Annotated in this window: 11 protein-coding genes; 6 read left to right on the forward strand and 5 right to left on the reverse strand. The window is 53.8% G+C overall.

Features of this window, described 5'->3' with window-relative positions; translation table 11 throughout:
• Window positions 1–172: 172 nt before the first annotated feature.
• The 3 genes from ilvN to leuO form a co-directional block, all read right to left on the reverse strand.
• Window positions 173–664 (reverse strand): acetolactate synthase small subunit, encoded by a 492-nt coding sequence (ilvN, locus tag OGY62_RS18570; RefSeq protein WP_003829566.1) that lies wholly within the window; start codon window positions 662–664, stop codon window positions 173–175.
• A gap of 2 nt (window positions 665–666) precedes the next feature.
• Window positions 667–2391 (reverse strand): acetolactate synthase 3 large subunit, encoded by a 1725-nt coding sequence (gene ilvI, locus OGY62_RS18575; RefSeq protein WP_286460392.1) that lies wholly within the window; start codon window positions 2389–2391, stop codon window positions 667–669.
• Between the two features lie 318 nt (window positions 2392–2709).
• Window positions 2710–3654 carry a transcriptional regulator LeuO gene (leuO, locus tag OGY62_RS18580; protein ID WP_012134089.1) on the reverse strand — a complete coding sequence of 315 codons (945 nt, stop codon included), beginning with the start codon at window positions 3652–3654 and terminating at the stop codon, window positions 2710–2712.
• 659 nt (window positions 3655–4313) lie between these two features.
• Between leuO and leuL the strand changes: the two genes are divergently transcribed.
• The 5 genes from leuL (at window position 4314) to leuD (ending at window position 9172) form a co-directional block, all read left to right on the forward strand.
• Window positions 4314–4400 (forward strand): leu operon leader peptide, encoded by an 87-nt coding sequence (gene leuL, locus OGY62_RS18585; RefSeq protein WP_047458945.1) that lies wholly within the window; start codon window positions 4314–4316, stop codon window positions 4398–4400.
• A 90-nt stretch (window positions 4401–4490) separates the two neighbouring features.
• Window positions 4491–6062 (forward strand): 2-isopropylmalate synthase, encoded by a 1572-nt coding sequence (leuA, locus tag OGY62_RS18590; RefSeq protein WP_012134091.1) that lies wholly within the window; start codon window positions 4491–4493, stop codon window positions 6060–6062.
• The gene (leuB, locus tag OGY62_RS18595; RefSeq protein ID WP_012134092.1) at window positions 6062–7153 is read left to right on the forward strand and encodes a 3-isopropylmalate dehydrogenase; all 1092 of its coding nucleotides are present in this window, start codon (window positions 6062–6064) and stop codon (window positions 7151–7153) included. Before leuA ends, leuB begins: the two co-directional genes overlap by 1 nt.
• A 2-nt stretch (window positions 7154–7155) precedes the next feature.
• On the forward strand, window positions 7156–8556 hold the full coding sequence (gene leuC, locus OGY62_RS18600) for a 3-isopropylmalate dehydratase large subunit (protein ID WP_012134093.1): 1401 nt from the start codon (window positions 7156–7158) through the stop codon (window positions 8554–8556).
• Window positions 8557–8566: 10 nt separating this feature from the next.
• Window positions 8567–9172, forward strand: coding sequence for a 3-isopropylmalate dehydratase small subunit (gene leuD / locus OGY62_RS18605; RefSeq protein ID WP_049008518.1), 606 nt, complete (start codon window positions 8567–8569; stop codon window positions 9170–9172).
• Window positions 9173–9261: 89 nt separating this feature from the next.
• Here leuD and OGY62_RS18610 read toward each other — a convergent pair whose 3' ends face one another.
• Entirely contained in the window at window positions 9262–10440 is a 1179-nt protein-coding gene (locus OGY62_RS18610) for a sugar efflux transporter (protein ID WP_286460393.1), read from the reverse strand.
• A 122-nt stretch (window positions 10441–10562) separates the two neighbouring features.
• Window positions 10563–10685 (reverse strand): glucose uptake inhibitor SgrT, encoded by a 123-nt coding sequence (gene sgrT / locus OGY62_RS18615; protein WP_024130713.1) that lies wholly within the window; start codon window positions 10683–10685, stop codon window positions 10563–10565.
• Window positions 10686–10778: 93 nt separating this feature from the next.
• On the opposite strand from sgrT, the gene sgrR reads away from it, so the two are divergent.
• Window positions 10779–12434, forward strand: a complete 1656-nt coding sequence (gene sgrR, locus OGY62_RS18620) for an HTH-type transcriptional regulator SgrR (RefSeq protein WP_199976501.1) — start codon at window positions 10779–10781, stop codon at window positions 12432–12434.
• Window positions 12435–12448 lie beyond the last annotated feature (14 nt).

Below are 12448 nucleotides of genomic sequence, written 5' to 3' on the forward strand. Positions count from 1 at the left end.
ACCGCTTTTATTCCGGGTTACCACTGATTTCGCAAAAAAAAGCCAACGGGTAGCGTCGGCGGAGGTTGAGACGTCGCCTGTAGGCCGGATAAGCATTAGCGCCATCCGGCAGGGTATAATGGCCTGATGGCGCTTCGCTTATCAGGCCTACAATTGAAATACAACACAATGATTAACGCATGATCTTGTCGCCGCGCGAAAGCCCGACGACGCCGGAACGGGCAACTTCAACAATTTTTGCCACTTCACGCAGCGTCGCCAGAAACGCGTCCAGCTTATCGCTGGTGCCTGCCAGCTGGACGGTATAAATAGAAGGCGTGACATCAATAATCTGCCCACGGAAAATCTCCGTGTTGCGCTTCACCTCTTCCCTTCCGTACCCGCTGGCCTGAATCTTCACCAGCATGATTTCTCGCTCAACGTGCGCGCCCTGCCCAAGTTCGCTGACGCGCAGAACATCTACCAGCTTGTGAAGCTGCTTTTCGATCTGCTCCAGGACTTTCTCATCACCAACCGTCTGGATGGTCATACGCGATAACGTCGGATCGTCGGTCGGCGCGACGGTAAGGCTTTCAATGTTGTATCCACGCTGGGCGAAGAGGCCAATCACACGCGACAATGCACCCGACTCGTTTTCCAGCAATACTGATAATATCCGGCGCATAATCAGGTCCTCTCCGTTTTGCTTAACCACATTTCATCCATCCCGCCCCCACGAATCTGCATCGGGTAGACATGCTCACTGCCATCGACGGTGACATCGACAAACACCAGACGATGGTTACGCACATGTTCCAGCGCTTCGCCCAGCTTGCTCTCCAGTTCATCTGGATGATTAATCTGGATACCGATATGCCCATAAGCCTCGGCAAGGCGTACAAAATCGGGCAGCGACTGCATGTAAGATTGCGAATGACGCCCGGAGTAGATCATGTCCTGCCATTGTTTGACCATGCCGAGATAGCGGTTGTTAAGGTTGAGCACCAGCACCGGCAGTTCATATTGCAGCGCCGTCGACAGCTCCTGAATGTTCATCTGAATGCTGCCATCTCCCGTGACGCACACTACCGTTTCATCCGGCAGCGCCATCTTCACGCCCAGAGCCGCTGGCAGGCCAAAGCCCATCGTGCCGAGACCGCCGGAGTTAATCCAGCGACGCGGCTTATCAAAGGGGTAGTAGAGCGCGGCGAACATCTGGTGCTGGCCGACATCAGAAGTGACATACGCATCGCCTTTCGTCAGACGCCAGATAGCTTCGATCACCGCCTGCGGTTTAATGCTCTCGCTTTGGGTGTCATATTTCAGGCACTGACGAGCGCGCCAGCGTTCAATGTGTTGCCACCAGTCGCGAATATCATCCAGCGGCTGCTGCGCGGCTTCCTGCGGCAGTAATTCCAGCATTTGCTCCAGAACCAGGCGCGCATCGCCCACAATGGGAATATCCGCCGTCACGGTTTTAGAGATAGACGTCGGATCGATATCGATATGCAGCACGGTCGCATTCGGGCAGTATTTCGCCAGATTATTGGTCGTGCGATCGTCAAAACGCACCCCGACGGCAAAAATCACATCGGAATGATGCATGGTCATGTTGGCTTCATAGGTGCCGTGCATCCCCAGCATCCCTAACGACTGACGATGCGTAGCCGGGAATGCGCCCAGCCCCATCAGCGACGAGACGACCGGCAGGTTGAGCGCTTCAATGGTTTGCCGCAGTTGTTCATGACACCCTGCATTCACTGCACCGCCGCCGACGTAGACCACCGGTTTTTTTGCCGCCGCCAGCGTTTGCAGCGCGCGCTTAATCTGCCCTTTATGCCCTGTCGTGGTCGGGTTATAAGAGCGCATACTGACCGACTCCGGCCAGACGTAAGGCAACTTTTTCGCCGGATTCAAAATATCTTTCGGGAGGTCCACGACCACGGGTCCAGGACGCCCGCTTGCCGCCAGCCAGAACGCTTTTTTCAGCACCTGCGGGATGTCTTCCGTCTGTTTAACGAGGAAGCTGTGTTTCACCACCGGACGTGATATCCCCACCATGTCGCATTCCTGAAAGGCGTCATAGCCAATCAACGACGTCGCCACTTGCCCGGAAAGGATGACCAGAGGAATGGAGTCCATATAGGCCGTAGCAATACCGGTAATCGCATTCGTAGCGCCTGGCCCGGAAGTGACCAGAACGACCCCGACTTCACCTGTTGCCCGCGCCAGACCATCCGCCATATGCACAGCCGCTTGTTCATGACGGACAAGCACATGATCGATACCACCGACCGTGTGCAGCGCATCATAAATATCGAGGACCGCGCCCCCGGGATAACCGAATACCTGCTTCACGCCCTGATCGATGAGCGATCGGACGACCATCTCGGCTCCAGACAACATCTCCATGGCTTGCTCCACTATTATGATGATTTACCTTTTGCTAACACATTAACTGCTCACCATGACGCAGGCAATTCAGGCTGATGTCATCGTTCGAAGATAAATAAGAATAAATGAGATGAAAGCGCAGAAGAAACGGCGAATTACACCAGGATAAGCAGATGTGATGATAAATAATCGCTTAAAAATGGGGACTTACAGCAATATCGCCATTTTTTGCGATATGCGTAAAGCGCCTGGATGCACAATTCAGTATAAAATTTCACACACAGACGAAAAAGCAGAATAAACCAGATATTTCACTCTGATTTATTCCGCCCGTATTCACTTTTGACAGACAGAAACCAATAACTCTTCCATCCATTGATGACCCTTATCCCGACCCGCGGCATCATGCCAGGAAAGATAACAGGTTCGGCTATTCAGTTTTAAAGGCAACGGTAATATCTGTAACGCTAATGACTCAGCAAATTCATCGGCTAACCAACGCGGCGCAACTGCCACCAGTTGCGTTTGAGAGACAACATTAAGCACGCTGATCAACGCCATTCCCTGATAAGCAATGCAGCTTTGTCTGTCTGGCGTGTCATACCACGGCTGGCTAAATGAGGCATAGCGATCGAGTGAAACGACCGCATGTTGTTCATTATAAACATCGCTCTCCAGCAACGGACCGCTGATACGCGGATGTTTTCTGCTGGCGACCAGCACCATTTCATCTTTAAATAACGATACGCTGGTAAACTCAGGACGGCGAAACTCTTCATACCCAATAACAAATTCCGTTTCCTGATAACGCAGCTGATGTTCCGTATTTTGATTTAACGATGATTTAAAAACGACATGAATATTCGGCGCAATCTTTTCAACGCGATTATAAATAAGCGACGTCAGAATATTATCCAGCGGGCTGCACACGCAAAGATGGAATACACGCTCGCTGCTGGCGGGTTCAAAACCTGAACCGGGCAACTCATTTTGCACCAACTGTAACGCCTGGCGAACGGAACCAAATAGCTGATAAGCGCGCGCCGTTGGCTGGATACCGCGTCCGTACCGGACAAACAGCTCGTCATTAAACATGACTTTCAGACGCGCCACCGCATTACTGACGGCAGGCTGCGACATCCCCAGGGAGTGAGCCGCCCGCGTGATATTCTGCTCTTGCATCACGGCATCAAAGACGGTCAGTAAATTCAGATCAACCATACGAAGCTGAGGCTTAACCATTTCTATCGGATGCGGTTTATCTATTTCTATCTCTGGCATAGTTAACTCCACTGTCACACTAAACTCCCTTTTTCTTGACGAAATGCAGAAATAATCTCAGGAAATATGATTTATCATGCATATAAAATAAGAAAAAGAGAAAACATAAAAATTAGGAAAACATAAAGGCATCGTTCAGGAAAAGGCGAAAGCCCATGCCAGTACAATACGGCAGAGGCCACAGCACGATGATTCATAATGTTTAAATTACAAAAGCAATATAAACATAAGCGTGGCGAATACACAATCATGCTTTTGGTGAATAATAAATTAAGTTTTAATTAATTGTTTATATTAGTTGTGCTTTTACTCTTAACAATAATTTATCAATAACGTGTGCAACGGATTCATTAATTTATTCACGAAAGATATAAAAATAAATAAAATCAAAAAGATAAGTACGACCTTTGCAATACCTTTACCCCCCTTTCAGCTTGCTGTAGTTGCAAATAAACATGCTCAAATATGTCAAACAGTGAAAAGTATGTACGCACCTCCTGTCGATTTATTTTGCATTCGCCTGAAAGTTCAGCACAATTAGCTAAAGTACAGAACGCAAGATCCCCTCTGCATGGGAGGGTTTATCTGCAACAGGGTTGACATCGCGCAGCGTATCCAGTACCACTAAAAGCATATCGCATTCATCTGGAGTTGATTTAATGATTCGTATCGCTCGCTTTAACGGTCTACTACTACTAAACGCATCTTCGTTGCGCGGTAGACTGGTGAGCGACATTCAGCATTAAGTCAGCATCAGTAAGATTAAAAACCCGCGCCGTTGCGCGGGTTTTTTTATGCTCGAAGCAAGGCGCCCTAAAGAGACAAGGACCTAAACCATGAGCCAGCAAGTCATTATTTTCGATACCACTTTACGCGACGGTGAACAGGCGTTACAGGCTAGCCTGAGTGTGAAAGAAAAGCTGCAAATTGCCCTGGCCCTTGAACGTATGGGCGTCGATGTGATGGAAGTGGGTTTTCCCGTCTCTTCACCTGGCGATTTTGAGTCGGTACAGACTATCGCCCGCCAGGTCAAAAACAGCCGCGTTTGCGCGTTAGCCCGCTGCGTGGAAAAAGACATCGACGTCGCGGCAGAATCACTGAAGGTCGCGGACGCTTTCCGCATCCATACCTTTATCGCCACCTCGCCGATGCATATCGCCACCAAGCTGCGCAGCACGCTGGATGAAGTGATTGAGCGTGCTATCTATATGGTTAAGCGTGCGCGTAATTACACTGATGACGTGGAGTTCTCATGCGAAGACGCAGGTCGTACCCCGATTGACGATCTCGCTCGCGTCGTGGAAGCGGCGATCAATGCGGGCGCGAAAACAATCAACATTCCCGATACCGTGGGCTACACCATGCCCTTCGAGTTCGGCGGTATTATTTCCGGGCTGTATGAGCGCGTACCGAATATCGACAAGGCCATCATCTCCGTACATACCCATGATGATTTAGGTCTGGGCGTCGGCAACGCGCTGGCGGCCGTCCACGCGGGCGCGCGTCAGGTTGAAGGCGCCATGAATGGTATCGGCGAACGTGCCGGTAACTGCTCGCTGGAAGAAGTCATCATGGCGATCAAGGTACGCCAGGACATTCTGAATGTGCATACCCGCATCAATCACCAGGAGATCTGGCGCACCAGCCAGTTGGTCAGTCAGATCTGCAACATGCCGATCCCGGCGAACAAAGCGATTGTCGGCAGCGGCGCGTTCGCCCACTCCTCCGGCATTCACCAGGACGGCGTGCTGAAAAACCGTGAAAACTACGAAATCATGACGCCAGAGTCTATCGGCCTGAACCAGATCCAGTTGAACCTGACCTCTCGCTCCGGGCGTGCGGCCGTAAAACACCGTATGGACGAGATGGGCTATAAAGAGAGTGAATACAATCTGGATAACCTGTACGACGCTTTCCTGAAGCTGGCGGATAAAAAAGGTCAGGTATTCGATTACGACCTGGAGGCGCTGGCCTTCATCAATAAACAACAGGAAGAGCCAGAGCATTTCCGTCTGGACTATTTCAGCGTGCAGTCCGGCTCTAACGATATCGCCACGGCCTCCGTCAAACTGGCCTGCGGCGACGACATCAAAGCGGAAGCCGCGAACGGCAACGGCCCGGTCGATGCCATTTACCAGGCCATCAACCGCATCACCGATTACAACATCGAACTGGTGAAATACAGCCTGTCGGCGAAAGGCCACGGCAAAGATGCGCTGGGCCAGGTGGATATCGTCGCCAACTATAACGGCCGTCGCTTCCACGGGGTCGGTCTGGCGACCGATATCGTCGAATCCTCCGCGAAAGCGATGGTGCATGTCCTGAACAACATCTGGCGCGCCGCCGAAGTCGAAAAAGAATTGCAACGCAAAGCTCAGAATAAAGAGAACAATAAGGAAACCGTGTGATGTCGAAGAATTACCATATTGCTGTTTTGCCGGGTGACGGTATTGGCCCGGAAGTGATGGCGCAAGCCCTGAAAGTCCTGGAAGCCGTTCGCAGTCGTTTTGCTATGCGCATTACCACCAGCCATTACGATGTCGGCGGCGCCGCTATCGACAACCACGGTCAACCGCTGCCGAAAGCGACCGTTGAAGGCTGTGAACAAGCGGATGCCATTCTGTTTGGCTCCGTCGGCGGCCCGAAATGGGAAAATCTGCCGCCGGACAGCCAACCGGAACGCGGCGCATTGCTGCCGCTGCGTAAACACTTCAAATTGTTCAGCAACCTGCGTCCGGCAAAGCTGTACCAGGGGCTGGAAGCCTTCTGCCCGCTGCGCGCCGACATCGCAGCCAACGGTTTCGACATCCTGTGCGTGCGTGAATTAACCGGCGGGATCTATTTTGGTCAGCCGAAAGGCCGCGAAGGCAGCGGGCAACATGAAAAAGCCTTCGATACCGAGGTGTATCACCGTTTTGAAATCGAACGTATTGCGCGCATCGCCTTCGAATCGGCGCGTAAACGTCGCCGTAAGGTTACGTCGATCGACAAAGCCAACGTCCTGCAAACGTCCATTCTGTGGCGCGAGATCGTCAATGAGGTCGCCAAAGCGTACCCGGATGTCGAACTGGCGCACATGTACATCGACAATGCCACGATGCAGTTGATTAAAGATCCCTCTCAGTTTGACGTGCTGCTGTGCTCCAACCTGTTTGGCGACATTCTGTCTGACGAATGCGCGATGATCACCGGCTCAATGGGGATGTTGCCTTCCGCCAGCCTGAACGAACAGGGTTTCGGCCTGTATGAACCGGCGGGCGGTTCTGCGCCGGATATCGCCGGGAAAAACATCGCCAACCCGATCGCGCAGATCCTGTCGCTGGCGTTGCTGCTGCGTTACAGCCTGGATGCCGACGATGCGGCAACGGCCATTGAAAGCGCCATTAACCGCGCATTAGAAGAAGGTATTCGCACCGGTGATTTAGCCCGTGGCGCTGCCGCTGTCAGTACCGATGAGATGGGCGACATCATTGCCCGTTATGTCGCCGAAGGGGTGTAATCATGGCTAAAACGTTGTATGAAAAATTGTTCGATGCGCATGTGGTCTATGAGGCGCAGAACGAAACCCCGCTGCTGTACATCGACAGGCATCTGGTGCATGAAGTAACCTCCCCGCAGGCGTTTGACGGTCTGCGCGCCCACGGTCGTCCGGTTCGCCAGCCGGGTAAAACCTTCGCGACGATGGATCATAACGTCTCTACGCAAACCAAAGACATCAACGCCTCTGGCGAGATGGCGCGGATTCAGATGCAGGAGTTGATCAAAAACTGCAAAGCGTTCGGCGTGGAGCTGTATGACCTGAACCACCCGTATCAGGGGATCGTCCACGTAATGGGGCCGGAACAGGGCGTGACCTTACCGGGGATGACCATTGTTTGCGGCGATTCCCATACCGCCACGCACGGCGCATTCGGCGCACTGGCGTTTGGCATCGGCACCTCCGAAGTTGAACACGTTCTGGCGACGCAGACCCTGAAACAGGGCCGCGCAAAAACCATGAAGATTGAGGTGAAAGGCACGGCTGCGCCGGGTATTACGGCGAAAGATATCGTGCTGGCGATTATCGGTAAAACCGGCAGCGCGGGCGGTACGGGCCATGTGGTCGAGTTCTGCGGCGAAGCAATTCGCAATCTGAGCATGGAAGGTCGTATGACCCTGTGCAACATGGCGATCGAGATGGGCGCCAAAGCCGGTCTGGTCGCGCCGGATGACACCACCTTCAACTACGTAAAAGGGCGTTTGCACGCCCCGAAAGGCAGCGATTTTGACGATGCCGTCGCATACTGGAAAACCCTGAAAACCGACGACGGCGCAACGTTCGATACCGTCGTGACCCTGCAAGCGGAAGACATTGCGCCACAAGTTACCTGGGGAACCAACCCGGGTCAGGTTATCTCCGTCAACGACAACATCCCCGATCCAGCCTCGTTTGCCGATCCTGTCGAGCGCGCAAGCGCCGAAAAAGCGCTGGCCTATATGGGGCTGAAACCGGGCATTCCGTTAACCGACGTGGCGATCGACAAAGTGTTTATCGGTTCCTGCACCAACTCGCGTATTGAAGATTTACGCGCGGCGGCGGAAATCGCCAAAGGGCGTAAAGTTGCACCGGGCGTTCAGGCTCTGGTGGTTCCCGGCTCCGGCCCGGTAAAAGCGCAGGCAGAGGCGGAAGGTCTGGATAAGATCTTTATCGAAGCCGGTTTTGAATGGCGTTTACCAGGCTGTTCCATGTGCCTGGCGATGAACAACGACCGTCTGAATCCGGGCGAGCGCTGCGCCTCCACCAGCAACCGTAACTTTGAAGGTCGTCAGGGGCGCGGCGGACGCACGCATCTGGTTAGCCCGGCGATGGCTGCCGCTGCCGCCGTCACCGGTCATTTCGCCGATATTCGCAGCATCAAATAAGGAGCACACCATGGCAGAGAAATTTACCCAACACACCGGCCTGGTCGTCCCGCTGGATGCTGCTAACGTCGATACCGACGCGATTATACCGAAACAGTTTTTACAGAAAGTCACCCGCACCGGTTTTGGCGCGCATCTGTTCAATGACTGGCGTTTTCTGGATGAAAAAGGTCAGCAGCCGAACCCGGAGTTCGTGCTGAACTTCCCGGAATATAAAGGCGCATCGATTCTGCTGGCGCGGGAAAACTTCGGCTGCGGTTCATCGCGCGAGCACGCGCCGTGGGCGCTGACCGATTACGGCTTTAAAGTGGTCATCGCGCCGAGCTTCGCGGATATCTTCTATGGCAACAGCTTTAACAACCAGCTGCTGCCGGTGAAACTGAGCGATGAAGAGGTCGATGAACTGTTCGCCCTGGTGAAAGCCAATCCGGGGATTAAATTTGAAGTGGATCTGGAAGCGCAGGTAGTAAAAGCGGGCGATAAGTCCTACAGCTTTAAAATCGACGACTTCCGCCGCCACTGCATGTTGAACGGTCTGGACAGCATCGGCCTGACGCTGCAACACGAAAGCGCAATTGCGGCATACGAAGAGAAACAACCGTCGTTTATGCGCTGATTCTCAGCATACCTGCCGGATAGCACTTCGTTTATCCGGCCTGCCACTCTGTGTAGGCCGGATAAGGCGAAGCCGTCATCCGGCATTTTTTACACATCCTTCACCCACCCGGTCATCACCAGCGCCACCAGCGAAATCGCCGCTATCACCCAGTAAACAGCGAAATGCCCGTAGCTTTGCGCGACCGCGCCCTGAATCACCCCCGCCAGAATCACTCCCGTGGAGATACTGTTGGTAAACAGCGTGGTGGCTGAACCGGCGCGGCCTGGCATTAAATCCTGAAACCACAGCATGCCAATCCCCGCCACAATGCCGATAAACACCGCGTTAAACAGTTGCAGGATAAGCAACGCCGTCTGGCTGTGAAAGAAAATCAGGCCGAGATAAAACAGTACCCCCGCAGCCACGGCGATAACCATCATCCACCGCTTACCGAAGCGCTTCACCGAGTAGCCAGCCAGAATCATCGCTGGGATCTCCAGACCTGCCGCAGTCCCCATCAATATTCCGGCCAGTTTATCCGGTAAACCCAGTTCAAGGCTTATCCATAGCGGCATATCAATGATGTACATGGTGTTGCAGGTCCACATCAGCGTGGAGGCGATAAACAGCATACGGACGTTTTTATCCTGCCAGCCGCCCGTTTCCGTGACCGGAACATCGGCAGGCTGCTCAACGCGCGCCACCGAGGGCAGAATAAAAGCGATCAACGCCAGGCTGATGGCGAATATGCCGGCGGCAATGGAAAACATCGCCGTGAAGCCATAGTTCAGCGCCAGCATAAAAGCCAGCGGCGGGCCAATCACCCATGCCAGTGAAAGCTGCGCACGCATTACCGAGCTGAACATCACCACTTCACGCGCGGAGTTATCGGCATATTCCCGCGCCAACGCAAATAGCTGCGGCATGGCGGTATTGGCCAGCGACGCGAATAACACGCCGCAGGTGATCAGGGTGAGATAATGGCGATTGAAGGCGAACAGTAGCGCGTTGCCAATCGCCATCAGGCAGCAGAACATAATCAGCTTACGGCGATCGCCTTTACTGTCCGAGCGTTTTGCTAATGCAAGGCTGACCAGAATCCCGGCAATCGCGTTGACCGTGTAAAAAAGACCGACCCAGAACGGCTGCGCACCGACTTCACGACTTAAAAACAGGCTCAGCGTCGGTGCCTGCAACGCTCCCGCCACGCCCATCATAAAGGCAACCAGCATGAAAGCGGCATAAACACCGTTGAGGCGCCGTCCCATCGTCATTAACCAGAGCATACTTTCCCTTTTTATGGCTAAACGCAGCCGAAACGAAAAAAGCCAGCAGGAATTATCTGCTGGCGCGGCGATAAACACCAATACTCAGTCACACATGATGTCTGCAATTCGGAAATCCGAGGTCAGGCAGTCACCTCCCACTGCATCAGTTCTTCAAGCATCTTTAAGCGCTGCGGCGCGCTCGGACAAGCCAACCAGGACAACCCTTCTGTCGCGGTAAAGTACTTCAAATAAAACTGACGCATCGAAGACCTCTCCATATTGCTTCATCGGAATCCATTATTGACCTAATATGGGGATAGTAAAATTGCTGAGTTTTGCGCAGGAGTTCCCCTTTTATGTCTTCAGGTCGTCTGCAACAACAGTTCATCCGTCTGTGGCAATGCTGCGACGGCAAAACGCAAGACACCACGCTCAACGAGCTGGCGGACCTGCTGAGCTGCTCCCGCCGCCATATGCGTACGCTGCTGAATACCATGCAGGAACGTGGCTGGTTGACGTGGGAGGCGGAGGTCGGACGCGGGAAACGCTCCCGTCTGACCTTCCTCTATACCGGGCTGGCGCTACAGCAGCAGCGGGCGGAAGACCTGCTGGAGCAAGATCGCATCGACCAGCTGGTACAGCTGGTGGGCGACAAAACCGCCGTGCGGCAAATGCTGGTGTCCCACCTGGGGCGCAGCTTTCGCCAGGGGCGGCATATTCTGCGCGTCCTCTACTATCGTCCAATGCACAACCTGCTGCCTGGCACCGCATTGCGTCGTTCAGAAACCCATATCGCCCGGCAAATTTTCAGCGCACTGACGCGCGTAAATGAGGAAAATGGGGAACTGGAAGCCGATATTGCCCACCACTGGCAACAGATTTCCCCTTTGCAGTGGCGTTTTTTTCTTCGTCCGGGGATTCACTTCCATCACGGACGCGAGCTGGAGATGGAGGATGTCATAACCTCACTGACGCGCATCAACGCCCTGCCGCTCTACTCGCACATTACCGAGATAGTCTCCCCCACCGCCTGGACGCTGGATATTCACCTGTCGCAGCCGGATCGCTGGCTGCCGTGGCTGCTGGGTCAGGTTCCGGCGATGATCCTGCCACGGGAGTGGGAAACGCTGAATAATTTCTCCAGCCATCCGATCGGCACCGGCCCTTACGCGGTGATGCGTAATACGCGCAACCAGTTAAAAATCCACGCCTTTGATGATTTCTTCGGCTATCGGGCGCTGATTGATGAAGTGAACGTCTGGGTATTGCCGGACATTGGCGACGAACCGAACGGCGGTCTGACGTTAAAAGGGCCGACCGAAGATGAAAAAGCCATCGAAAGCCGGCTGGAAGAGGGCTGCTACTATATGCTGTTCGACGCCCGGACGAATCGCGGCGCGAATCAGGAAGTCAGAGAGTGGATAAGCCGCGTGCTCTCCCCCAGCAATTTGCTCTTCTATGCCGACGAGCAATACCAGCGCCACTGGTTCCCGGCTTACGGATTACTGCCCCGCTGGCACCATGCCCGCCCGGGACACGGCGAAAAACCCGCCGGGCTGGAGACAATCACGCTGACCTACTACCACGACCACATCGAACATCGGGTGATCGCGCAGATCATGAGCCAGCTGCTGGCTGAACATCAGGTCCATCTGGATATCCATGAGATCGACTACGATCAATGGCATGCGGGGGAGGTCACAAGCGACATCTGGCTCAACAGCGCCAACTTTACGCTACCGCTCGATTTTTCCCTGTTTGCGCACCTGTGCGAAGTCCCGCTGTTGCAGCATTGCATCCCGCTGGACTGGGAGGGCGACGCTGCGCAGTGGCGAAACGGCGAGATGAACCTGGCAGTGTGGTGCCAGCAATTGCTCGCCAGTAAAGCGATCGTCCCGCTGATCCACCACTGGCTGATCATCCAGGGGCAGCGCAGTATGCGCGGGCTACGTATGAACACCCTCGGCTGGTTTGACTTTAAATCGGCATGGTTTGCGCCACCCGACCCATGATTGCCGCTTAGCAA

The sequence above is a fragment of the Citrobacter sp. CK198 genome (assembly GCF_030333295.1).
Lineage (GTDB): Bacteria > Pseudomonadota > Gammaproteobacteria > Enterobacterales > Enterobacteriaceae > Citrobacter_B > Citrobacter_B koseri.